At 63.7% G+C, this 23,976-nt stretch carries 12 protein-coding genes; 3 read left to right on the top strand and 9 right to left on the bottom strand.

Translation table 11 applies throughout. From position 1 onward, the window contains the following. Window positions 1-72 precede the first annotated feature (72 nt). From ACIOAU_RS13605 to glgB, 3 genes are read left to right on the top strand one after another with little or no spacing between them, the layout of a single operon-like run. On the top strand, window positions 73-2,091 hold the full coding sequence (locus tag ACIOAU_RS13605; protein WP_401182500.1) for an alpha-1,4-glucan--maltose-1-phosphate maltosyltransferase: 2,019 nt from the start codon (window positions 73-75) through the stop codon (window positions 2,089-2,091). A 25-nt stretch (window positions 2,092-2,116) separates the two neighbouring features. Beyond that, window positions 2,117-5,428 (top strand): maltose alpha-D-glucosyltransferase, encoded by a 3,312-nt coding sequence (gene treS, locus ACIOAU_RS13610; RefSeq protein WP_101320932.1) that lies wholly within the window; start codon window positions 2,117-2,119, stop codon window positions 5,426-5,428. Beyond that, complete coding sequence (gene glgB / locus ACIOAU_RS13615; protein ID WP_188036332.1) at window positions 5,429-7,642, top strand: 1,4-alpha-glucan branching protein GlgB; 2,214 nt, start codon at window positions 5,429-5,431, stop codon at window positions 7,640-7,642. A 48-nt stretch (window positions 7,643-7,690) separates the two neighbouring features. Here glgB and ACIOAU_RS13620 read toward each other — a convergent pair whose 3' ends face one another. The 9 genes from ACIOAU_RS13620 to ACIOAU_RS13660 all read right to left on the bottom strand — a co-directional run bounded on the left by ACIOAU_RS13620 (window position 7,691) and on the right by ACIOAU_RS13660 (window position 23,627). Beyond that, window positions 7,691-8,767: an autotransporter domain-containing protein gene (locus ACIOAU_RS13620; protein WP_401182504.1), complete on the bottom strand. Its 1,077-nt coding sequence runs from the start codon at window positions 8,765-8,767 to the stop codon at window positions 7,691-7,693. Window positions 8,768-9,173: 406 nt separating this feature from the next. Continuing rightward, window positions 9,174-11,327: a glycogen debranching protein GlgX gene (gene glgX / locus ACIOAU_RS13625; RefSeq protein WP_401182508.1), complete on the bottom strand. Its 2,154-nt coding sequence runs from the start codon at window positions 11,325-11,327 to the stop codon at window positions 9,174-9,176. 151 nt (window positions 11,328-11,478) lie between these two features. Then, window positions 11,479-11,799 carry a DUF2934 domain-containing protein gene (locus ACIOAU_RS13630; RefSeq protein WP_101320924.1) on the bottom strand — a complete coding sequence of 107 codons (321 nt, stop codon included), beginning with the start codon at window positions 11,797-11,799 and terminating at the stop codon, window positions 11,479-11,481. Between the two features lie 14 nt (window positions 11,800-11,813). Continuing rightward, on the bottom strand, window positions 11,814-14,582 hold the full coding sequence (locus ACIOAU_RS13635) for a malto-oligosyltrehalose synthase (protein WP_401182511.1): 2,769 nt from the start codon (window positions 14,580-14,582) through the stop codon (window positions 11,814-11,816). Then, window positions 14,579-16,648, bottom strand: a complete 2,070-nt coding sequence (gene malQ / locus ACIOAU_RS13640) for a 4-alpha-glucanotransferase (RefSeq protein WP_401182514.1) — start codon at window positions 16,646-16,648, stop codon at window positions 14,579-14,581. Before malQ ends, ACIOAU_RS13635 begins: the two co-directional genes overlap by 4 nt. Further along, the gene (gene treZ / locus ACIOAU_RS13645; RefSeq protein ID WP_150573428.1) at window positions 16,645-18,387 is read right to left on the bottom strand and encodes a malto-oligosyltrehalose trehalohydrolase; all 1,743 of its coding nucleotides are present in this window, start codon (window positions 18,385-18,387) and stop codon (window positions 16,645-16,647) included. Before treZ ends, malQ begins: the two co-directional genes overlap by 4 nt. 14 nt (window positions 18,388-18,401) lie before the next feature. Next, on the bottom strand, window positions 18,402-19,961 hold the full coding sequence (glgA, locus tag ACIOAU_RS13650; RefSeq protein WP_101320916.1) for a glycogen synthase GlgA: 1,560 nt from the start codon (window positions 19,959-19,961) through the stop codon (window positions 18,402-18,404). Between the two features lie 499 nt (window positions 19,962-20,460). Next, window positions 20,461-21,294: an alpha/beta hydrolase gene (locus ACIOAU_RS13655; protein ID WP_188036326.1), complete on the bottom strand. Its 834-nt coding sequence runs from the start codon at window positions 21,292-21,294 to the stop codon at window positions 20,461-20,463. 11 nt (window positions 21,295-21,305) lie between these two features. Next, the gene (locus ACIOAU_RS13660) at window positions 21,306-23,627 is read right to left on the bottom strand and encodes a TonB-dependent siderophore receptor (RefSeq protein ID WP_401182519.1); all 2,322 of its coding nucleotides are present in this window, start codon (window positions 23,625-23,627) and stop codon (window positions 21,306-21,308) included. Window positions 23,628-23,976 lie beyond the last annotated feature (349 nt).

A 23,976-nucleotide genomic window follows, 5' to 3' on the forward strand; every position in this document is an offset into this window, starting at 1 on the left:
TTTTTTTGAACCCCCCACGCGTTCGACGGCTCTGAACCCTTACCGCCTCAAGCCCACAGGGAGCAAGGTCCGATGTCTCGCAACGAGCCCTTCGAAAGCGTGCCCATGGCCAATGACCACCCGGATCAGGCGATCAGCCTGGCCCAGGCGTTGCTGGCGCCGCGTCTGGTCATTGAAGACACCGCACCGGTACTCGACGGCGGCACCTTTGCCGCCAAGGCCATCAGCGGCCAGCCGGTGATGGTCAGCAGCAAAGTCTACAGCGACGGCCATGATCGGCTGATGGTGCTGCTGCACTGGCGTGAAGCGCGCAGCCGCGAGTGGCACAGTGTGCCGATGGAGGACGCCGGCAATGATCTGTGGCTTGGGCAATTCACCCCGACTGGATTGGGCCTGCACCTGTTCATCATCGAAGCCTGGATCGATCCGTACGCCACCTACTGCTACGACCTGGAAAAGAAATTCAACGCTGCGGTCGAGATCAAGCTGGAGTTGGAGGAGGGCCGCCTGCTGTTGGGCAAGGGCGCCGAGCGCACGGACGGCGCCTTGCGCGAGCAGATTCTGACGCTGCAATCGCGTCTGGCCGAGCTCGATGAGCAAGCCCAGGTTGCATTGCTGCTCGGCGAAGATGCGGCGCGCCTGATGGCCGAGGCCGAGCACCGCAGCTACCTGACCCGCAGTATCGAATTCCCTCTGGACGTCGATCGCCCGGCGGCGCAGTTCGCCAGTTGGTATGAGCTGTTCCCGCGCTCGATCACCGACGACCCCGCGCGCCACGGCACTTTCAACGACGTCCATGCGCGCCTGCCGATGATCCGTGACATGGGCTTTGATGTGCTGTACTTCCCGCCGATTCACCCGATTGGCCGCAGCCACCGCAAAGGCCCCAACAACTCACTGCAGGCCGGCCCTGATGACCCGGGCAGCCCGTATGCGATCGGTAGTGCCGATGGCGGTCATGACGCCATTCACCCGCAGCTGGGCAGCCGCGAAGACTTCCGCCGGCTGGTGGCTGCAGCCGCCGAGCACGGCCTGGAAATCGCCCTCGACTTCGCCATTCAGTGCTCACAAGACCACCCCTGGCTGGTCGAGCACCCCGGTTGGTTCAGCTGGCGCCCGGGCGGCACCATCCGCTATGCGGAAAACCCACCGAAGAAATACCAGGACATCGTCAACGTCGACTTTTATGCCGCCGACGCCGTGCCCTCGCTGTGGCTGGCGCTGCGCGATGTGGTCATCGGCTGGGTCGAGGAGGGGGTCAAGACCTTCCGCGTCGACAACCCGCACACCAAACCGCTGCCGTTCTGGCAATGGCTGATCGCCAATGTGCGTAGCCAGTACCCTGACGTATTGTTTCTTGCCGAGGCCTTCACCAAACCCGCGATGATGGCCCGGTTGGGCAAGGTCGGCTATGCGCAGAGCTACACCTACTTCACCTGGCGCAACAGCAAGCAGGAGCTGCAGGAGTACTTCGAGACACTGAACCAGCCGCCATGGAGCCACTGCTACCGGCCGAATTTCTTCGTCAACACGCCGGACATCAACCCATTCTTCCTGCAGCGCTCAGGCCGTGCCGGCTTTCTGATTCGCGCCGCGCTGGCGACCATGGGCTCAGGGCTGTGGGGCATGTACTCAGGCTTTGAACTGTGCGAAGCGGCGGCGATTCCGGGCAAGGAGGAATACCTCGATTCGGAGAAGTACGAGATCCGCCCACGCGACTTCACCGCGCCCGGCAACATCATTGCCGAGATCGCCCAGCTCAACCGCATCCGCCGGCAAAACCCTGCCTTGCAGACGCACCTGGGCGTGGCGTTCTTCAACTGCTGGAACGACAACATCCTGTACTTCGCCAAGCGCACTGCCGACCGCGAAAACTACATTCTGATCGCGATCAACCTGGACCCGGACAACGTCCAGGAGGCGAACTTTGAACTACCACTGTGGGAGCTGGGCCTGGATGACAACGCCGACACCTACGGCGAGGACTTGATGAACGGCCACCGCTGGACCTGGCACGGCAAGACCCAGTGGATGCGCATCGACCCGAGTTATCAGCCGTTTGGTATCTGGCGTATCAGCGCCGCGCAGTAGCCTTGATCTCGTACAGGAGTCGCACATGGCCAAGCGTTCACGCCCGGCAGCTTTTATCGACGACCCGCTCTGGTACAAGGATGCGGTGATCTATCAGTTGCACATCAAGTCGTTTTTCGACGCCAACAATGATGGCATCGGTGATTTTGCCGGGCTGATCAGCAAGCTCGACTACATCGCCGAGCTGGGCGTCAACACGCTGTGGCTGCTGCCGTTCTACCCGTCGCCGCGGCGTGATGACGGCTATGACATTGCCGAGTACAAGGCGGTGCACCCGGACTACGGCAGCATGGCCGATGCCAAGCGCTTCATCGCCGAGGCGCACAAGCGCGGCTTGCGGGTGATCACCGAGCTGGTCATCAACCACACCTCCGACCAGCACCCGTGGTTCCAGCGCGCGCGCCATGCCAAGCGTGGCAGCAAGGCGCGGGACTTCTACGTGTGGTCGGATGACGACCAGAAGTACGACGGCACGCGGATCATCTTCCTCGATACCGAGAAGTCCAACTGGACCTGGGACCCGGTTGCCGGGCAGTACTTCTGGCACCGCTTCTACTCGCACCAGCCAGACCTCAACTTCGACAACCCGCAGGTGCTCAAGGCCGTTATCGATGTAATGCGCTACTGGCTCGACATCGGCGTCGACGGCCTGCGCCTGGACGCGATCCCGTATCTGATCGAACGCGATGGCACCAATAACGAGAACCTGGCTGAAACCCATGTAGTGCTGAAAGCCATCCGTGCCGAGATCGACGCCAACTACCCGGACCGCATGCTCTTGGCCGAGGCCAACCAATGGCCGGAAGACACCCGGCCGTACTTTGGCGAGGGCACTGGCGACGAATGCCACATGGCGTTCCACTTCCCGCTGATGCCGCGCATGTACATGGCCCTGGCCATGGAAGACCGCTTCCCGATCACCGACATCCTGCGCCAGACGCCCGAGATCCCGGCGGACTGCCAGTGGGCGATCTTCCTGCGTAACCACGATGAGCTGACCCTGGAGATGGTCACTGACCGTGAGCGCGATTACCTATGGAATTACTACGCTGAAGATCGCCGCGCCCGGATCAACCTGGGCATCCGCCGGCGCCTGGCGCCGCTGCTGCAGCGTGACCGCCGGCGCATCGAACTGCTGACCAGCCTGTTGCTGTCGATGCCCGGTACGCCGACCCTGTACTACGGCGATGAGCTGGGTATGGGCGACAACATCTACCTGGGCGACCGCGATGGCGTACGCACGCCGATGCAGTGGTCGCCGGACCGCAACGGTGGTTTCTCTCGCGCCGACCCGCAGCGGCTGGTGCTGCCACCGGTGATGGATCCGCTCTACGGCTACCAGACGGTCAACGTCGAGGCCCAGGCCCACGACCCGCATTCGCTGCTCAACTGGAACCGGCGCATGCTCGCCGTGCGCAAGCAGCAAAAGGCCTTCGGACGCGGCAGCATGAAGACCCTGACGCCGAGCAACCGGCGCATTCTGGCTTACATCCGCGAGTACACCGATGCCAATGGCAACAGCGAAACCATCCTCTGCGTGGCCAACGTTTCTCGCGCCGCGCAGGCGGCCGAGCTCGACCTGTCACAGTACGTCGATAGGGTGCCGGTGGAGATGCTCGGCGGCAGTGCCTTCCCGCCGATAGGCCAGTTGCCGTTCCTGTTGACCTTGGCGCCTTACGGCTTCTACTGGTTCGTCCTCGCCTCGCGCGAGCGCATGCCCAGCTGGCATGCCGAACCTGCAGAAAGCCTCCCTGAACTGACCACATTGGTGCTGCGTAAACGTATGGAAGAGCTACTTGATGCCCCCGCACGAGACGCCCTGGAAACTTCGGTACTGCCGCAATACCTGCCCAAGCGGCGCTGGTTTGCCGGCAAGGAAGCACCGATTGACCAGGTTCGGCTGAGCTACGGCGTCCGCCTGGCTACGGCCACCACGCCGGTGTTGCTGGCCGAGCTGGAAGTGCTCAGCAATGGCGTGACCACCCATTATCAATTGCCATTCGGCCTGCTGCCTGAAGACCAGATCCACAGCGCGCTGCCGCAGCAACTAGCCTTGTCGCGCGTGCGCCGGGGCAGTCAGGTTGGCCTCATCACCGACGCCTTCGTGCTCGAGCCGTTCATTCGTGCGGTGCTGCGTAACTGCCAGGACGGCACCGTGTTGCCTTATGAGCATGGCGAGTTGCGCTTCCAGGCGACTGACCTGCTGGCGCCGCTTGGGCTGGATGAAGACAGCCCGGTGCGCTACCTGAGTGCCGAGCAGTCGAACAGCTCGGTGGTGATCGGCGATTGTGTAGTACTCAAGCTGATCCGCCGGGTCAATCCGGGTATTCACCCCGAGCTGGAAATGAGCGCCTACCTGACCGCTGGCGGCTTTGCCAATATCTCGCCGCTGCTGGCGTGGGTCAGCCGAGTGGATGCGCAGAAAGAGCCAAATCTATTGATGATCGCCCAGGGCTACCTGAGCAACCAGGGCGATGCCTGGGCCTGGACTCAGAACACTCTGGAGCGCGCGATCCGCGATGAAATGGAGCCCACCCGTACTGACGCTGAAGCGCACACCGATGCCCTGACCGAGCTCAACGGCTTTGCTGCATTGTTCGGTCAGCGTCTGGGTGAAATGCACCTGCTGCTGGCCACGCCGACCGAGGACGAGGCGTTCGCGCCACGCGCCAGCAGCGCCGACGACAGCGCCCGCTGGGGCGAGCAGATCAGCGCCGAACTGACCCACGCGCTGGACCTGCTGGCGCAGCACCGCGATAGCCTCGACAGCGAAAGCCAGGCCTTGGTCGACGACCTGCAGCAACAGCGCGACGGCCTTGCCAAGCGCGTCGAGGAGCTGGCTCAACAGGCCCAGGGTGGCTTGCTCATGCGCGTGCATGGTGACCTGCATCTGGGCCAGGTGCTGGTGGTGCAGGGCGACGCTTACCTGATCGACTTCGAGGGCGAGCCGGCCCGGCCGCTGCAGGAGCGCCGCGCCAAGCACAGCCCGTACAAAGATGTCAGCGGCGTGCTGCGCTCGTTCGACTATGCTGCTGCGATGATTCTGCGCAGCGACTCGGCAGTAGACCTGTCCGACGCCGCGCGGCAGGCCCGGCAGCGGGTCGCCCGGCAGTACCTGCACCAGTCGCGTCACGCCTTCGTCGAAGCCTATGGCCTGGCCACTGCCGCCATGCCCCACGCCTGGGAGCAGGCCGATGGCGAGCGCGCGGCACTGGAGCTGTTCTGCCTGGAGAAGGCTGCTTACGAAATTACTTATGAAGCCGAAAACCGGCCAAGCTGGCTGGCCGTGCCTTTGCATGGTCTGCATGGACTGATCAGTACCTGGGGAGAGTCATAAATGAACGCAATCAAGCGTGACAACGGCGGCCTTCGGCAACGGGACATCGACGCCCTGGCCCGCGCCGAGCACGCCGATCCATTTGCCGTGCTCGGGCCGCACCCGGATGGTGCGGGCGGCCAGTTCGTGCGTGCTTTTTTACCGGCCGCGCTGAGCGCCAAAGTCATTTCGCGCAGCGACGGCAGCGTGCTTGCCGAGATGCAACAGGGCAGCGTGCCCGGCCTGTTCAGCGCCCACATGGCGCAGCCGCAGGACTATCAACTGGCAATCAACTGGGCCGGTGGTGAACAGGTCACCGAAGACCCGTACAGCTTCGGCCCGCAGCTGGGCGACATCGACATGCACCTGTTTGCCGAAGGCAATCACCGTGACCTGGCCGGGCGTTTTGGCGCCCAGCCAATGCAGGTCGACGGCGTCGACGGCGTGCTGTTCTCGGTGTGGGCGCCGAACGCCAAGCGGGTCTCGGTCGTCGGCCATTTCAACAACTGGGACGGCCGCCGCCACCCGATGCGCCTGCGCCATGGGGCCGGGGTCTGGGAGTTGTTTGTGCCGCGCCTGGGCGTTGGCGAAACTTACAAGTTCGAAGTGCTCGGCCAGGATGGCGTACTGCCGCTCAAGGCCGACCCGTTGGCACGCGCCACCGAGCTGCCGCCCAGCACTGCCTCGAAAGTGGCCGGTCCGTTGGGCCACGAATGGCGCGACCAGGACTGGATGGAGCAACGCGCCCAGCGCCATGCCTACAACGCGCCGCTGTCGATCTACGAGCTGCACGTAGGCTCGTGGCAGTGCGAGCTGAATGACAGCGGTGAAGTAGCCCGACTGTATAACTGGCGTGAGCTGGCCGAGCGCCTGGTGCCCTATGTGCAGGAGCTGGGTTTCACCCACATCGAGATGCTGCCGATCATGGAGCACCCGTTCGGGGGCTCGTGGGGATACCAGCCGCTGTCGATGTTCGCACCGACGTCGCGCTACGGCACTGCCGAAGATTTTGCCGCCTTCATCGACGCCTGCCACCAGGGCGGCATCGGCGTGATTCTCGACTGGGTGCCGGCGCATTTCCCGACCGATGAGCACGGCCTGGCACGCTTTGACGGGACTGCGTTGTATGAGTACGAAAACCCACTGGAGGGCTTCCATCAGGACTGGAACACGCTGATCTACAACCTCGGCCGCAACGAGGTGCGCGGGTTCATGATGGCCTCGGCGCTGCACTGGCTGAAGCACTTCCATATCGACGGCCTGCGCGTCGATGCCGTGGCCTCGATGCTCTACCGCGACTATTCGCGCAAGGCCGGCGAGTGGGTGCCCAACCGGCATGGCGGCCGCGAGAACCTGGAGGCCATTGACTTCCTGCGTCACCTCAACGGCGTGGTCGCCCATGAGGCGCCCGGGGCCTTGGTTATCGCCGAGGAATCCACCTCCTGGCCCGGCGTCAGCCAACCGACCCAGCAGGGTGGCCTGGGCTTTGACTACAAGTGGAACATGGGCTGGATGCACGACACCCTGCATTACATCCAGAACGACCCGGTACACCGCAATCACCACCACAACGAGATGAGCTTCGGCCTGATCTATGCCTACTCCGAGCATTTCATCCTGCCGATTTCCCACGACGAAGTGGTGCATGGCAAGCATTCGCTGATCGACAAGATGCCCGGTGACCGCTGGCAGAAGTTTGCCAACCTGCGCGCCTACCTGGCATTCATGTGGATGCACCCAGGCAAGAAGCTGCTGTTCATGGGCTGTGAGTTTGGCCAGTGGCGTGAGTGGAACCACGACCAGCAGCTGGACTGGTACCTGCTGCAGTACTCCGAGCACCAGGGCGTCAAACAGCTGGTTGGCGACCTCAACCGTCTGTACCGCGAACTGCCGGCGCTGCACGAGCAGGATTGCCAGCCGCAGGGCTTCCAGTGGCTGATCGGCGACGACGCGCAGAACAGTGTATTTGCCTGGTTACGCTGGAGCAGCAGCGGCGAGCCATTGCTGGTGGTGGCCAACTTCACCCCAGTGCCGCGTGAGGGCTACCGGGTTGGCGTGCCGTTTGCCGAGCACTGGCAAGAGCTGCTCAACACCGACGCACAGGAGTATGCCGGCTCCAACGTCGGCAATCTGGGCGCCGTAGCGACTGAAGCGCTGCCGGCTCATGGGCAGCCGCTGTCGTTGGCGCTGAACCTGCCGCCCCTGGGCGTATTGGTGCTTAAGCCAGCCAACTGAATCCAGTCCGGGCAAGCCGCAGCCTCGCTGCAGCTTGCCCGGGTCGGTTCACCAGCGCATTTTCACACCCAGGCTGCCAATCAGCCCATTCAGGTCATTGTCGTCGACGTCGCTGCTGTAGTCGGCGCTGACGAACAGCGCCACATCCGGCGTCATCCGCGCCACCAGCCCCAGGCCAAGTTCGACCGTGGTCGACTTGCGCGAGCTGGAAATCTTGTCGACCTGATCCAGCTGCACGCCATCGGCATTGCTGAAGTCGTACCAGACGTTTGTCCGCAGGTAGGGTTCGACCGGCGTTCCGCGTACATCATAGCGGGCCGACAGTTTGGCCCCGACGCGGCCGCTCCAGTTCGGCTGGCTGTCGAACGCCTGCAACGTCGCCTCCTGCGCCTGGCTACCGGGGAAGAACTGCTGATTGATCAACTGCGCCTGCGGCTCGATCACCCAGCCACCACCCAGACCAATAGGCAAACCGCCCTCGACCGAGAAGGTCATGGCGTGACCGCTGTCGTCCAAGCGCTGGCCGCTGTCGCTGCGGCCGCTGACGTCGATGCGCGTGCCCATGGCCACGGCATCCAGGTGCCAGCCCTTGTCATTGCTCATGCTCCAGTACACGCCCAGGCTTTCGCCGCTGAGGCTGACTGCATTGCGCTGCTTGTCGCCAAGCAGCGGGCGCATGCCGTTGAACGAGCTCTGCAGGTTGTTCTGGCCGACGAAGATGCCGGCGCGGTGCAGGTTGCCGGCGGATGATTCGCGCACCAGCAGGTCAGGGCCGACGATCAACTGCTGGCTGCGGGCTTCGAGCTGATTTTGCGTTGGGGCGCTGCTGCGCGGCAGGCCGGGAAAAAGCAGCGCCCATTGGTTGCCGTCCACGTCAGGCCGGGGCCGCTGCTGACGCTCGCTCAGCCGTTCTGAGAGGGCGCTCAGGGTATTGATGTTCAAGCCGCTGGCGCTGACCGGATCAAGCGCAAACTGCGCCGCAGCCGGTTGCTGCCAGAGGCTGGCGAAGGGTTCGTCGTCCTGCTGATCGAAAGCAAAAGTTTCCACCGGGGTTGCCAGAAGCAGCGACGTGGAAACCGCGTAGAAAACCTGCTCCATCCGTGATGGATGCGCTGTCTTGTTCATGGCGGTTCTCCTCTGTTGTCATTGAATACAGCCAAGGGGCCTGGCCTGTTGTCACGGGCTGTACGGCACACATCAGAGGGCGACCCAAACCAGCACGCAGGGCGTGTTCAACGCGCACGAAGGCGCGCGCCAGAGCGCCCGGCGCGAAATTTTTACTTCAGTTGGTAAGTTCAGCTAAGGAGACCGCAGCGCTTGCGTCAAGAATCTGTGAAGGGCGTGTCGATGAACTGTAAATGGAGGTAAAGGATTGGAATCGTTGAACAATTCAAGGCGCATAGCGAGGATCGCTATTTGCCCTGAATTGGCTATGCCGAAACATTGCTAGCGGCGTGTGACTTTTCGGTGTGTGACCTGCACCTCTGCAGCGATACAGCGCTGCAGAGGTGCATCAGTCATCAGCCCGCACTCAGTCGTCGTCATGCTCCAGCACCATCAGCACGAACGAACGGCCGGTCACCTCGAAGGTGGTGCCGAACTCCAGCCGCTCAGCCTTGCGCAGCTCAGGTCGGTCGGTGTCGATCAGGCAGTTCCAGTGCTCGCCCTGTGGCACCGAAGGCAGCAGGAACGGCACCGTGTCGTGGTGCGAGTTGACGATCAGCAACACGGTAGCCTCCGAGCCTGGGCGGGCGATGCCGCTGACCTGCGCACGGCCATCGATGAGCATGCCCAGGCAACGTCCGTGCGGATCTTCCCACTGCTCGACGCTCATCTCGTTGCCATCCGGCGCCAGCCAGGTGACATCCTTGACGCCGATCGCTTCGTTGTAATCGCCGACCAGGAAGCGCGAGCGACGCAGCACCGGGTACTTCAGGCGCAGGCGGGTGAGGCGTTTGACGAAGGCCAGCAGTTCGCTGCCTTCTTCGTCCAGGTCCCAGTTGATCCAGCCGATCTCGCTGTCCTGGCAATAGGCGTTGTTGTTGCCGTGCTGGGTGCGGCTGAACTCGTCACCGGCAACGATCATAGGCGTGCCTTGGGCAAGCAGCAGGGTAGAGAAGAAGTTGCGCATCTGGCGCATGCGCAGGGCGGCGATCTCGGGATCTTCGGTCGGGCCTTCGGCACCGCAGTTCCACGACATGTTGTTGCTGGTGCCGTCCTGGTTGTTCTCGTCGTTGTCTTCGTTGTGCTTGTCGTTGTACGAGACCAGGTCACGCAGGGTGAAGCCGTCGTGGGCTGTGATGAAGTTGACCGAAGAATACGGGCGCCGGCCGCGGTTGTTGAACATGTCGCCGGAGGCAGTCATGCGCGCGGCAAAGTCGGCCAGCTGGCCTTCGTCGCCTTTCCAGAAGCTGCGCACCGTGTCGCGGAAGCGGTCGTTCCACTCGGCCCAGCCCGGCGCAAAGTTGCCGACCTGGTAACCGCCTGGGCCACAGTCCCACGGCTCGGCGATCAGCTTGACCTGGCTCAGCAGCGGGTCCTGGCGGCAGGCGACGAGGAAGCTGTGGCGCTCGTTGTAGCCATCATGGTAACGGCCGAGGATGGTCGCCAGGTCGAAGCGGAAGCCGTCCACGCGCATCTCGCCGGCCCAGTAACGCAGCGAGTCGGTGACCAGTTGCAGCACGCACGGGTGGCTCAGGTCGAGGGTGTTGCCGGTGCCGGAGTCGTTGATGTAGTAGCGCTTGTCATCCGGCATCAGGCGGTAGTACGAGGCATTGTCGATACCGCGCATCGACAGCGTCGGGCCTTGCTCGTTGCCTTCGGCGGTGTGGTTGTAGACCACATCGAGGATCACTTCGAGGTCGGCGTTGTGCAGGTGCGCGACCATCTCCTTGAACTCGGCGATCTTGCCGCTGGCCAGGTACGCCGGGTGCGGCGCGAAGAAGGCGATGCTGTTGTAGCCCCAGTAGTTGCTCAGGTCTTTTTCCAGCAGGTGCTGGTCGTTGACGAAGGCGTGGATCGGCAGCAGCTCGATCGACGAGACGCCCAGATCCTTGATGTGTTTGAGCAGATCATCGTTGGCCAGGCCGGCGAAGGTGCCGCGCAGCTCTTCTGGCACCGAAGGGTGGCGCATGCTGATGCCACGGGTATGGGCTTCGTAGATGATGGTCTGATCCCACGGCACCTGCACCCGGTGGTCGCGGCCCCAGGTAAAGGCCGGGTCGATGACCTTGCACTTGGGCACGAACGGGGCGCTGTCACGCTCGTCGAACGACAGGTCGCCATCGGGATGGCCGATGGTGTAGCCGAACAGCGCTTCCGACCACTTCAGGGTGCCGACCAGCTGTTTGGCGTAGGGGTCGATCAACAGCTTGTTAGGGTTGAAACGATGACCGTTCTGCGGCTCGTACGGGCCGTACACACGGTAGCCGTAAACCAGCCCCGGGTGGGCGTCTGGCAGGTAGCCGTGATAGATCTCGTCGGTGTATTCAGGCAGCTCGATACGCTCGAGCTCGTGCTCACCGCTGGAATCGAAGATGCACAGTTCAACCTTGGTGGCGTTGGCCGAGAACAAGGCGAAGTTGACGCCTAGGCCGTCCCAGGTAGCACCGAGGGGGAAGGGCATGCCCTCGCGAATGCGCGAGGGAGCAACGGAGCGGGTTTTCTTTTGGGCACGGGGGCTCATGGCAGACCTCGATGGCAAGGGGAATGGGTGGGCAACGGTGTTCGTACGGCGGGTAGCTCATGCCAGCCCCGGCGCCGCTGCAAACTTGCTTTGCAGGACGGCGCCGGGGTGCTGGAGGCGTTGAGCTCAACCGCTACGTAATGGTTGCGTTTCAGCTGCCGGCAGGTTTCTTCGCAGTGCGAGGCTTCTTCGCGGCGGCTGGTTTTTCTGCTGCGCTGGCGGCAGGTTTGGCCTGTGCTGCTTTGCTCTGGGCGGCGCTGGGCTTTGGCTGCGCGGCAGCTTTGGGTTCGGCAGCGGCCTTGGGCTTGGCTGCAGGTTTTTTACGAGGCTCGGCCTGGGGCGAGCTGGCTTCCGCTTCGACGAGCTTGCGGGCCATTTCCCAATGGCGTTCCTCATGACCCTCTGGCTTGCCTTCGGACTCCCAGATTTCGTAGGCAAACTGGCGAATACGCTTTTCGTTGGCACTCATCATGACGCTCCTGATACTCAAGATTGTTGTATCAACAGATTGACCGGGCATTGCGCCAATACCTCGCGCAAATTCAGCGCTCTAGTAGGGCTGACCGCGCGGCTGGCAAAAAGTCCAGTCCAATGTGCAGTGGACTCGGCAAACGGCAGAATCAGCTGTGTGTTGCCCCAGTTCTGCGCTGGGATCAACGGTGTGCTGGCAGTGCCCAGCAGGCTGCTGGCCAGGCGCGGCACCACCACGATGGCGCGCTCGCCCGCGGCAACACGGGCAAACGCGAGGACCTTGTCGGCATGTTCGCCCTGTACCTCCAGCGGCAGGTAGTCACCACGGCGGAACAGCTGCGGGTGCGCCATGCGCAGGGCCAGCACCTCGGCGATCAGCGCCTGTTTGATGCGCCCATCGCGCCATTGCCCAAGCAGCTCGGCCAGTGGCGTGCTGGCATCCAGCGTGGCCCGTCTCAGAGCGTAGTCGACCGGGCGTCGGTTGTCCGGGTCAACCAGGCTGAAGTCCCAGTACTCGTTGCCTTGGTACAAGTCTGGCACGCCCGGAGAGGTCATCCGCAGCAGGGTCTGGACCAGGCCATTGAGTGCGCCTGGGCAGGCCAGCGCCTGTGCAGCTTCGGCCAGCGAGTTGCGCAGTTGCTGGTGATCACGCTCCAGCAATAGGCCATCGACAAACGCTGCCGAGGCGGCCTCGTAGGCCTCGTTTGGAGCACTCCAGGCGCTGCGCAGTTTGGCTTCGCGCAGGGCTTTTTGCTGCCACTGGCGGATGCGCTCGGCGTATTGCTCCAACGCGCTCTGATCGTTCAGGTCAAGGTGCAGCGGCCAGCTGCCGAGCAGGGTCTGATACAGCATCAGCTCGTCGCCCGGGCTCGGTGCCGGGCCATCGTCCAGCGCCTCGCGCAGCGGCTCGGCCAATTCGCGCCAATGCTCGACACGGCCCGCCAGCCATGGCCCGCGTTCGCTGAGCACGGCCAGCCGAGCACGGCAATCTTCTCCGCGTTTGTGGTCGTGGGTGGCGGTGGCCAGCAGGTTGTCGGGGAAGTCACGCAGGCGCCGCTGCGCTTCTTCATGGAACGCCTCGGGCGGTGCGCTGAAACGCTCGGCTTCAAAGCCAACGTCATTGCGCGACAACAACCGCGCCGAACGATAGAAGGCCGTGTCCTCGACCGCTTTGGCGGCGCTGGGCGCGGTCAGCTGCTGGAAGCGCACGCAGGCATGACGCAGCTGCTTGCGCGCGCGGCCCGGTGGCAGGCTGCGCCAGCGCTGGCCGCCGAGCCACTGCTCGAGCTGGGTCAGCAGCGGCCAGTCGGCTTCATTGAGGGTCTGCCGGGCAGCGAGCAAGGCCTGCTGGAAGAACACTTCGTCTTCGGCAGGACGGCCGAGGGCGTTGATGTAGGTGCGGTACACCGAGTAATGCTCGACCAGCGCCTGCAAGGCGCGGCGAATCGCGCCGAGGGTCAGGTCGCGGGTCATCAGGTCGTCGCGGGCCACTTGCAACAAGGCCTGCGCCACCGATTCGCAGTCGCCGGCCAGGCTCGCGTTGAGCACCAGTCTGCGCGCCTGGCGGACTTCTTCCTCGAACTCGGGGCGTTCGCTGACTTCGCGCCAAAGCTCGGTCAACGGCGCCTCACCGGCCGGGTCGTGCTGCACCAGCGACACCTGGTTCATGAACTCGTAACCGGTGGTGCCGTCGGTCAACCAGTCCTGATGCAGGTGCTCGTCGACGCCGAGGATTTTCTCTACGTAGATCGGGAAGTGCTCCACGGCGGCTTCCACTGGCCGGGCGGCGAGCAGGCTGTCGACCCGTCGGCGCAGTTTGCGGCAGTACCCACGAGGGTCGGCCAGGCCATCGATATGGTCGATGCGCAGGCCATCGACCAGGCCGCGTTCGATCAGCTCGAACAGCTTCGCATGAGTCGCCTCGAACACCACCGAACGCTCAACGCGCAGGCCGCCCAGTTCATTGATGTCGAAGAAGCGCCGCCAGTTGATGTCGTCGGCAGCGGTGCGCCAACTGGCCAGGCGGTAGCTCTGCCGTTCGAGCAGCTCGTGCAGGCGATGGAAGCCTTGCTCACTGCTGCTGTCGAAGGCGGCCAAGGCTGGCTCCAGCGAGGTGCCGGCGTTGACCCGGCGGGCAAGTTCGGCGTGCAGCGCCTGGGCGTCGATCAGCGGCTGCGCCGAACCGCGCAGGGCAGTGAAGTGCTGGGCCAGGTCTTGCAGCTGTGGACTGTGGCTGAGGATCTGACCGTAATCGGCCGGGCAGATCGGGAAGCGGTGATCGTAATGAGCAACCTCGAGCACGCCGGTCGTGGCATCGAAGGTCAGCGGCAGTTCGCCGTTCTGCAGGGCCTGGCCATAATCGCTGCCGAGAAACGGCAGCAGCAGTTGACCGGCCAGCAGTGGGTCGGCGGAGTGCCACTGGATGTCGAAGAATTCGGCGTAGGGGCTGCGTCGACCCCAGGCCAGCAGGCTCTGCCACCAGGGATTGTCGGCGCCACCGACGGCCATGTGGTTGGACACGGTGTCGAGAATGAAGCCCATGCCGTGCTGGCGCAGGGCGGCAATCAGGCGCAGCAAAGCTGCCTCGCCACCCAGCTCCGGGTTGATCTGGGTCGGGTCGACCACGTCATAGCCATGACGTGACCCGGCGCGGGCCTTGAGGATCGGCGAGGCGTACACATGGCTGATGCCCAGGCGGGCAAAATACGGCACCAGCGGCACTGCATCGTCAAGGGTGAAGTCGCTGTGCAATTGCAGGCGCACAGTGGCGGTCAAGGCTTTCATCGGTCACGCTCCCAAGCTTGCTCGCGGGCTTGCGCCAGCAGTTCCAAACGCCGTGCAGCGTCTTCGTCATCGAGTAATTCAGTTACAGGCTTGGCAAAACGCCGCCGCCAGTTGGGGTGGCCTTCGGTAGTGCCGGGCAGGTTGGGCTGCTCATCGCTGCCAAGCAGGTCTTCCAGCGGGATCAGTACCAGCGGCGCGCGGGTATGGCCGACAAAGCGGATAGCCGCATCAATCAACTCGTCATCACCGTGCAGCGGGCCGTAGTTGCTTTCCAGCAGGCTGCGCAGGCCGTCGCACTCTTTTTGCCGGTCGTGACGCCAGTGCAGCTCGGCGGTGGCATCGAGCAGCTGCAGGCGATGGCTCCAGTCGATATCGCGGCTTTGCAGCCAGCCGGCGAGGGGCGCCAGGTCGTGGGTGCCGGTGGTGGCCATGGCGTCGTCCGGCCAGTCCAGGACCGCCTTGAAGTGGCCGGTGGAGTGCTGCTCGAAAGGCAGTACGCGCATGCCCAGCAGGGCCTTGCTCGCCAGCGTTTCGCGCAGGCCGTCGGGCACGGTGCCAAGGTCTTCGCCAAGGATCACCGCCTCGTGCTTGACCGACTCCAGCGCCAGCAGGCGCAGCAGGTCGTCGAGCGGGAAATTCAGGTACGCGCCTTCGCTGGGTTTGGCGCCGTTGGGGATCAGCCACAGCCGGCGCAGGCCCATGACGTGATCGATGCGCAGGCCGCCGGCATGTGCCAGGTTGGCCCGCAGCATTTCGATGAAGGCGCGGTAGCCGTTGCGCTTGAGGCCTTCCGGGGAGAACGCACTGATGCCCCAGTCTTGCCCGGAGCGATTGAGGATATCCGGCGGTGCGCCGACGGTCAGGCTGGCCAGCAGTTCATCCTGCCGGCTCCAGGCCTGGCTGCCGGCGCCGTCCGCACCCACGGCGAGATCGGCGATCAGACCGATGGCCATGCCGCCGGCAACTGCCGCCTGGTGCGCGCGTTGCAGGCTGCGCTCGGTCAGCCACTGGCAGAAGGCATGGTATTCGACCCGCGACGGATGTGCGGCGGCCAGCGCTTCGACTTCAGGGTGGTGAGGGTCTTGCCAGGCCGGCGGCCAGTTACGCCAGTCGCCGCTCATGCCCTGAGCGACGGCTTCGGCCTGCAGCAGCTCAAAACGGCAGTGCAGCGTGAGCGGCTCGCCGGCGGCGGCGCAGAAACTGTCAAAGTCCTCACGTAGCGGATGATTGCCCTGATTGAAGTCTTTGTAGAGCGCTTCCAGTACGCGCTGTTGCGCGTCGGCGGCCACCGGCCAGTTGACCAGCGGCTCCTGCTCCAGTGCATCGAGGGTTGGCTGCAACAGGCAGGATTCCACAGCTAGGCGCACCGCACGCTCACCGAGCACCGTGGCGGGGCTGGCGTAGAGGCTGTTGAGCTGCAGCCGGCTGGAAGGCGAGTAGGGGCTGAAATGCTGCTGATCGGCCAGGCTCAAAGCATGGATGGGGCTGATCGCGATGGCGTCGGCACCGCGCTCGGCAGCGCTGCGGGCGAGTTGCTCCAAGGCCATGCAATCGCCGTAACCGCCGCCACCTTCCCGGCGCAGGCTGTACAACTGAGCGGCCAGGCCCCACAGCCGCGCAGGCGGCTCGTCAACGGCTTGTTCAAGGCTGTAACAGCGCGGCGGGCAAACCGCCACGGTGAACTCGCGCTGCTCGATCTGCAGTTGATGGTAACCAAGTGGCAGGGTGCCCGGCAGCCGCGCCTGCTCGTCCAGTTGCAGCTCGAGCGGGTCGCCGTTTTCCAGCACGCACTGCACAGCGCTGCCCGCCGGGAAGTAATGCACCAGCGACAGCGCCTGGTCGACCTCGCAGGTCAACAGCGGCGGCAGGTGCTCGCCGTCTTCGGCGTGTTCCAGATCACGCAGGCTGGCAGTGCTCGCGGCATCATCGTCAGCAGGGTGGCCGAGGCCGGCCAGGACCTGGCGCAGGACCTCGTCACTGACCTGCTGCGGGCGGTTGTTGGCGTCTATCCAGTCTCGGGCCAGGCCGGCCCGAGCGGCCAATTGGTGCAGGGGCGAGTCGCTCATGAAGGTTCCAGGCCAGAAGGGATCAGGCTGACCACGCAACTGTGCGCGGTCAGGGAAGTGTCAGGGTGGGCATCGGCGCCGGTGTCGAACAGGCGCCAGCGGGCGGTGGGCAGGTTGGCGTTGACGGCATTGCCGCCCAGATTGAGGTCGATGCGCAGCTCGCTGCCGTTGCCCAACTGCCAGCGTGCGCTGACGGCCTTGTCGCCGAGCACTTCGCAGCCCAGTGCGCGGGTGCCGGGCAAATGCGGGACGATATGCCGAGCGCGCAGTTGCAGCAGTTGCTGGTATAAGCCGTGCCAGCCGGCCAGTACCTGCTGGCCATCGAGCCGTGAGGCGTTGAAGGTCGCGGCGGCGTTCGGGTCGGGGATCTTGGCGCGGGTATCGGGGTTGGCAAATGCGGCGAAATGGGCAAACTCGCCGCGGCGCCCCTCACGTACTGCATCGGCCAGTTCGTCATGGAAGTCGGTGAAGAACACGAACGGCTGGCAGCTGCCTTCTTCATCGCCCATGAACAGCAACGGGATCATCGGCGACAGCAGCAACAACCCGGTTGCGGCACGCAGCGCCTGCGGCGGACAGAGGCGTGTCAGGCGCTCGCCCATGGCGCGGTTGCCGATCTGGTCGTGGTTCTGCAAAAACAGCACGAACGAGGTCGGTGGCAGATGCCCGCTGGGTTCACCACGCGGGGTGCCGTGGCGAGTGTTCTGCCCCTGGAACACGAACCCCTCGCTCAGGCAGCGAGCGAGCTTTTCAACTGGACGGTCCTTGTAGTCTTCGTAATACCCTTCCACTTCGTCGGTCAGCAGCACGTGCAAGGCGTTGTGGCCATCGTCGTTCCACTGCGCGTCGAAGCCCTGTTCGAGCAGGTCGGCCTGATTGTGCTCGTTTTCCAGTACCAGCCAGACCTGTCGGCCCGGTTCTACTGCAGCACGCACCCGGGCGGCCAGCTCGACCAGGAAATCCGGTTGGTCTATAGCATGCACCGCATCCAGGCGCAGGCCGTCAATGCGGTAGTCACACAGCCACATCAGAGCGTTCTGGATAAAGTACTCGCGCACCTCGGGCTTGCGAAAATCAATCGCGGCGCCCCATGGCGTCTGCCGGTCTTCACGGAAGAACGGGTCAGCGTAGGCGTGCAGGTAGTTGCCGTCCGGGCCGAAGTGGTTGTAGACCACATCGACCATCACCATCAGGCCGTGGCCATGGGCTTTATCAACCAGGGCACACAACTGCTGCGGGCTGCCGTAAGTGTGCTGCGCGGCGAACGGCAGCACGCCGTCGTAACCCCAATTACGCTCGCCTGGGAACTGCCCCAAGGGCATCAATTCGATGGCGGTTACGCCCAGCTCAGCCAGCCGCGGCAGTTGCCCGGCGACCCCGGCATAGCCATCCAGCAGGCCGACGTGCACTTCCTGGATAACTGCTTCATGCCAGGGCCGGCCCTGCCACGGGTGCAGCCAGGGGTAGGCAGCAAGGTCGACCAGTTGGCTGGGGCCATGTACGCCCTCGGGCTGATAGCGCGAGGCCGGGTCGGCCACTTCCAGTTCAGCGTTGACCCGATAGCGATAACGGCTGCCGGGCGGGCAGGCGACATCGATGCTGAACCAGCCATCGCTGTCACGCTGCATATCGATTTCAGGTTGGTCTTGCAGTTGCAGGCTCACGCTGCGCGCATCCGGCGCCCAGAGGGCGAAGCGCGCGGACGTGGCGTCCAACATATGTGCGCCATGTCTGTGCATCTTCGAAGCTCCGATCAGTAATTGCTCAGCTGGACCTGTTTAACCAGATCTTCATAAAGGTGCGCATAGGGTTCAACCGCCTGACACCAGTTGAATGGCTGGGTCATCGACAGGCAGCGCATGGCATGCAGCAGGTCTTTCTTGCCATAGATATAAAAGGCGCGGCTCAGCGCCTCGCGATAGCTGTCTACGGTGGATTCGTTGAACAGGAAACCGGTGACGCCATTGTCGATGGTGTCAGCCAGGCCGCCGGTATTGCGCGCCACCGGCAGCGAACCGAAGCGCTGGGCGTACATCTGGCTCAAGCCGCAGGGTTCGTAACGCGATGGCATCAGCAGGAAATCGCTGCCGGCGAACATGCGCCGGGCGTCGGTTTCGTTGAAACCAATGCGCACGCCGATCCGGCCTGGGTGACGCAGGGCAAGCTCGCGCATGGCCTGTTCTTCTTCTGGCTCGCCGCGGCCGATGATCGCGATTTGGCCGCCTTGCTCGACGATGAAGTCGGCAACGGCCAAGGTCAGGTCCAGACCTTTCTGGAACACCAGGCGCGAAACCACCGCGAACAGCGGGCCGTCGGATGGCTCGAGTTCGAACAGCTCGCGGACCTGCGCGGCATTGCGCGCCTTGCCGTCCCAGTCGTTGATGCTGAAGTTGTGCACCAGGTGCTTGTCGGTCGCCGAATCCCAGCTTTCGTCGATGCCGTTGGGAATGCCACCAAGCAAGCCCTGTTGCGCCTTGCTGGCAAGGAAGCCGTCCAGGCCACACCCGAACTCGGGGGTGGTGATTTCCTTGGCGTAAGTGGCGCTGACCGTGGTGATGTGGCTGGAATAAGCCAGGCCGGCCTTGAGGAACGACAGCTTGCCGTAGAACTCCATGCCTTCCTGCTGCATGGCATGATCAGGGATCGCCAGCTCCGGGCTGCAGCCACGGTTGTACACGCCCTGATAGGCCAGGTTGTGGATGGTGAATAGAGTCGGTGTCTTCAGACCGCGCCAGTGCATGTACGCCGGTGCCAGGCCAGCCGGCCAGTCGTGGGCGTGGACCAGCTCCGGGGTCCAGTGTGCCAGGCCCTCGCCAGCAGCGATTTCTGCTGCGGCCAAGCCGAGGCGGGCGAAGCGAATATGGTTGTCCGGCCAATCGCGCCCGTTGTTGGCGCCGTAGGGCGAGCCTTCACGCTCATACAGTTCCGGGCAGATCAGCACATAGATGACCAGGCCATCGGGCAGGTCCATACGGCCGATCTTGCACGGCGGCAGAGCAGCGTGGCCGCCGAGTTCGCCAACGATATGGATCGGGTAGTCGCTGTCGACCACCTGCGGGTAGCCGGGGATCAGCACCCGTACATCGTGCAGGTGAGCCATGGCACGCGGCAGTGCGGCCGAAACGTCGCCCAGGCCGCCGGTCTTGACCAGGTCGGCGAATTCCGAAGTAACAAAGAGAACCTTGCGCTTGTTCGGGTTGTTCTGGCGCTCGGCACCAGGTGCCTTGCCTGCCGTCCCGCGCTCCATCTGCAGCGGCTCGCGGTTGTTCGGGTTGAAAGTACTTGCGTGTGGCTCGACAGCGGCACTGATCATTCTTCTCTCCATCCCTAATCTGGTCGGGTGGCTGGCACCCGTCGCATTGCTTCGTGTTGGGTTCTCTCTGGTCTAAACGGTGTAGTGCTATCCATGCTCGTGATCGTGCGCGCGGGCACTGCGCAATCGGCATACTTGCCAAAGGCGGTCGATCGGTCTGGGATGGCTTGACCAGGGCTGGTTTTTTCCCTCGCCTGGCCTACTTACTTGCTGACCCACCGCCGTTTTGAAAAGTTCGACTTATTTGCGTCACTTCAAGACAGAGCAAATGGCGGGCCGGAATTTGAGTGTAGGAGAGTAGGTGATAAAAAGGTGACCCGCCGGTCACTTTCGTTATGAGGCGGGCCAGACGCAAACGTTGGCGTCTGTAGCGAGGTGTAAATGGCGAAGATCTCGACCATTTACGACAGTTTCATGTCATGGATGCAATGCGCCAGCGGGGTGCGCCTTGGATCTGGCGCACCGTGTTGGTGCGCCGCTTTGGGGTGATGTCGGTCGGTCAGTAGCGACGTGTGCTCATCAGTTCGTCGAGCACGCGCGGGGCAACACGAAATGGCGCCGACATATGGTCTTCGCCTGGCTCGATCTGGAAATCACTGCGCAGGCCGTACTGCGACAGCTGTTCCAGACGCAACTGCAGCGAGCGCGCGTCCTGGATCTCCTGGGGCATCTCGCGATCACCAATCAGCAGGCTCAGGCTGCTGTGGGTGAGGTCGATCTGACCGGCATGGGCACGCTGGGTGAACGTGCGCTCGTGTTCCAGCAAGTAGCGGTCACGCCACCACAGGCTGGGGCTGATCGCCACGGCATGCTGAAACAGCGCCGGGCGGGTGAACAGGGTATACACCGCGAACATGCCACCAAACGAGTGCCCGACCAGGCTGCGTTGGTCTTGATCGACCTTGAAGCGGCTGTTGACCTCAGGCATCAGCCGCTTTTCGATGAAATCCAGAAACACGTCCTGGCCGCCCTGCGGCGGCACGTTGCGTTCGGCCGGTTGCGGCGGAGACAGGTCGAAGGCGCGGCGCTCGAAGTCCAGCGGGGTGTCACTGGGATAACCGATCGCCACCAGAATCGAGCCGCGCAAGCGCTCCTGCGCGCGCTTGGCGGCGTGGAAGGCCGGGAAGTACGCGTTGCCGTCGAGCAGGTAGATCACCGGGTAGCCACCGGTCCACGGCACATCGCCTTCCGGCAGGCTGACCATGATCCGGTACTCGCGGCCTTCGGCGCTTTTCATCGTCCATTGTTCGGTGCCGTCCAGTGTCACCGGCGCGGCGTGTGCCAGCCCGGCAAACAACAGGGCGCTCAGGTAAATCCACAGTGTGCGCGTCATCAGTGTTCTCCTTACCAGCGATAGCTGAGGCTGGTGACCAGGCTGCGTGCCTCGCCGCGATAGCAGTAACCCTGCTGGCAATTGATGTAGCGCTTGTCGAGCAGGTTGCGCGCGTTGAAGCCCAGGCGCACGCCGTCCAGGTCGCCGGCAAAGTCGTAGTGCATGCCAGCGTCGACCAGGGTGTAGCCCTCGTTCTTCTGGGTGTTGGCGGCATCGCCGAAGTTGCTGCCGGTGTAGCGCGCACCCGCGCCCAGGCCGAGGCCGAACGGCAAGCGGTAGTCGAGCCACATCGAGGCCAGATGGCGTGGCACGTTGAGCGGTTGCTTGCCCTGGTTGCCGTCGTTGCTCTTGGTCACCTCGGCATCGTTGTAGCTGTAGCTGGCAGTCAGCTTGAGGCGCTCGCTCAGGTCGGATACCGCTTCCAGCTCCAGGCCCTTTGAGGTCTGCTCACCGGTGGCGATGCTGCGGGTCGGGTCGGCCAGGTCGCGGGTCAGTACGTTTTGCTGGGTCAGGTGGTACAGCGAGGCGGTGAGCAGGGTCGAGCTGCCCGGTGGTTGGTACTTCACGCCCAACTCATATTGCTCGCCTTCGGTGGCCTTGTAGGGGCTGCCATCGGGCTGGCTGCTGCTCTGTGGCAAAAACGAGGTGGCATAGCTGACGTAGGGCGCGACACCGTTGTCGAACAGGTACAGCGCGCCGATCGAGCCGGTGGTGGCCGCGTCGTCGTCCTTGCGCTTGCTGCCGGCGAGGTGATTGCTGCGGCGTACATCTACCTTGTCACGGCGCAGCCCGGCCGACAGGCGCCAGCGGTCGATCTCGATCTGGTCTTGCAGGTACAGGCCGCTGCGGTGCTCCAGGCCGTCCTCGTCGGCCCAGGCCGTGTTCGGGCGCGCAACCGGCTGATGGTAGTCGGGCGCGTAGCGATCGATCGAAGGCCCGGGGCCCATGGCGTACAGCAGGTCGGTTTCAAGCAGCGCATAGTCCCAGCCGCTGACCAGGGTGTGACGCAGGTTGCCGGTGTCGAAGCGGCTGACCAGGCGGGTGTCGGTCGACAGCGAGGTCATGTTTTCGTAGACGCCGACGGCTTGTCGATCGAGCACCGAGCCACGCTCCTGGAAGGGCTGCATGTACTGGTTGGTGGTGTCGACCTGGCCGTAGCGCAGGTTCTGCTGGAAGGTGAAGGTGTCGTTGAGGATGTGCTCGAACTCGTAACCCAGGGTCCACTGGCGCTGTTCGAGTTTGTCGAAGTATTCATCGCCCTGCCAGAAGTTGCTCAGGTGCTCGCCTTGCTGGTAGAGCATCGGTGAACCGGCGGTTTCACGCTCTTGATATTGGGCGAGCAGGGTGAGACGGGTGTCGGGGTCGATCTGCCAGCTCAGCGAGGGCGCGATCAGGCGCACGTCGTTGTTCAGTTGCTCGATGTAGTTTTCTGCATCGCGGTAGACGCCGACCACGCGGTAGAGCAGGTCGCCTTGTTCGTCCAGGCGCCCGCCGAGGTCGAACTGGCCTTGTTGGTGGTTGTAGTTGCCGGCCTGGATCTGCACTTCGTTGCGTGCGTCCAGGCTCGGGCGTTTGCTGACCCTGTTGACCATGCCGCCGGGGCTGATCTGGCCGTACAGCACCGAAGCAGGGCCTTTGACCACTTCGATGCGTTCCAGGTTGTAGGCTTCGGTCTGGTACAGCGAGAGCCAGCCGCTGCCGGGTTGGCGCAGGCCGTCGAGGAAGTCGGCGGACATGGTGGTTTCGAAACCGCGCACGCTGATCATGTCAAAGCGCGGGTCCAGGCCCGAGCTGCCCACACGCACGCCGGCGGTGTAGGCGACGGCGTCTTCGACGCGGTCGACCTTGCGGTCGGCGATCTGCGCGGCGGTGACGACACTGACGCTTTGCGCGGTTTCGAGGATCGGGCGGTCGGTCTTGGTTGCGCTGCTGGCGTTGCTGGCGTAGTAGCCGCTGACCGGGGCGAAGGCGCTTTGGCTTGCGTTGGCGTCGATGTTGGTGGGATCGAGCTGCAGGCTGGTGTCGGTCGCGGTGGGCAGGATGACGTAGCCGGACTGGGTTTTATGCGGGCTAAGGTTGGTGCCCTGGAGCAGGCGGGCGAGGGCTTCGTCGAGCGTGCCGCCTGGCTGGGTGCCTTGGGTTGTGAGGTTTTGAACGGTTTCTGGGGAGAAGGAGAGGGTGATGCCCGAGCGTTCGGCGAAGGTGCTCAGGGCTTGGGCCAGCGGGCCCGGGGGGATGGCTGGCGCGGTTTTTTCGGCGGCGCTGGCGCTGCTGGCCAAGAGGGTCAGGGCCAGGGCCAGGGCGGTGGGGAGGTTGCTGCTGTGGGGTGGCATTGGGGTGGTCCGTTGAAGGGGATATCTTTGCTAACCGGATGAGCTGGAGAAGTCCGACAGTTTTTTCTGGCGGCTTCGGCTATTTGTGGTTTGTCCTCTGTCTCTGTGGGCTTATCCGTTTTCTGTGGTGGCTGTTAGGGCCCCTTTCGCCCTTACGGCGAGTCACTTTTTTGGCAAACGCCCCAAAAAAGTAACCAAAAAAGGTCTTGGCTCCACATCCGGCCCCTTCGCTGCGCTGCGGGGTTCCCTCGCTTCGGTCTTGCTCCCGGGAGGACCGCGCTGTACGGGCCATCCTGGCCCGCAGCGCTTGACGGGCATCCATGCCCGTCACCTCCCTTCGCAAGACCTG

This window comes from Pseudomonas sp. NPDC088322 (assembly GCF_044740745.1).
GTDB lineage: Bacteria > Pseudomonadota > Gammaproteobacteria > Pseudomonadales > Pseudomonadaceae > Aquipseudomonas > Aquipseudomonas shirazensis.

Excerpts from the sequence above, each read along its gene's own strand:
- ACIOAU_RS13660 (WP_401182519.1), bottom strand. The coding sequence starts at position 23,627 with ATGCCACCCCACAGCAGCAACCTCCCCACCGCCCTGGCCCTGGCCCTG.
- treS (WP_101320932.1), top strand. The coding sequence starts at position 2,117 with ATGGCCAAGCGTTCACGCCCGGCAGCTTTTATCGACGACCCGCTCTGG.
- ACIOAU_RS13635 (WP_401182511.1), bottom strand. The coding sequence starts at position 14,582 with ATGAAAGCCTTGACCGCCACTGTGCGCCTGCAATTGCACAGCGACTTC.
- ACIOAU_RS13655 (WP_188036326.1), bottom strand. The coding sequence starts at position 21,294 with ATGACGCGCACACTGTGGATTTACCTGAGCGCCCTGTTGTTTGCCGGG.
- glgA (WP_101320916.1), bottom strand. The coding sequence starts at position 19,961 with ATGATCAGTGCCGCTGTCGAGCCACACGCAAGTACTTTCAACCCGAAC.
- glgX (WP_401182508.1), bottom strand. The coding sequence starts at position 11,327 with ATGAGCCCCCGTGCCCAAAAGAAAACCCGCTCCGTTGCTCCCTCGCGC.
- ACIOAU_RS13620 (WP_401182504.1), bottom strand. The coding sequence starts at position 8,767 with ATGAACAAGACAGCGCATCCATCACGGATGGAGCAGGTTTTCTACGCG.
- malQ (WP_401182514.1), bottom strand. The coding sequence starts at position 16,648 with ATGAGCGACTCGCCCCTGCACCAATTGGCCGCTCGGGCCGGCCTGGCC.
- ACIOAU_RS13630 (WP_101320924.1), bottom strand. The coding sequence starts at position 11,799 with ATGATGAGTGCCAACGAAAAGCGTATTCGCCAGTTTGCCTACGAAATC.
- treZ (WP_150573428.1), bottom strand. The coding sequence starts at position 18,387 with ATGCACAGACATGGCGCACATATGTTGGACGCCACGTCCGCGCGCTTC.
- glgB (WP_188036332.1), top strand. The coding sequence starts at position 5,429 with ATGAACGCAATCAAGCGTGACAACGGCGGCCTTCGGCAACGGGACATC.
- ACIOAU_RS13605 (WP_401182500.1), top strand. The coding sequence starts at position 73 with ATGTCTCGCAACGAGCCCTTCGAAAGCGTGCCCATGGCCAATGACCAC.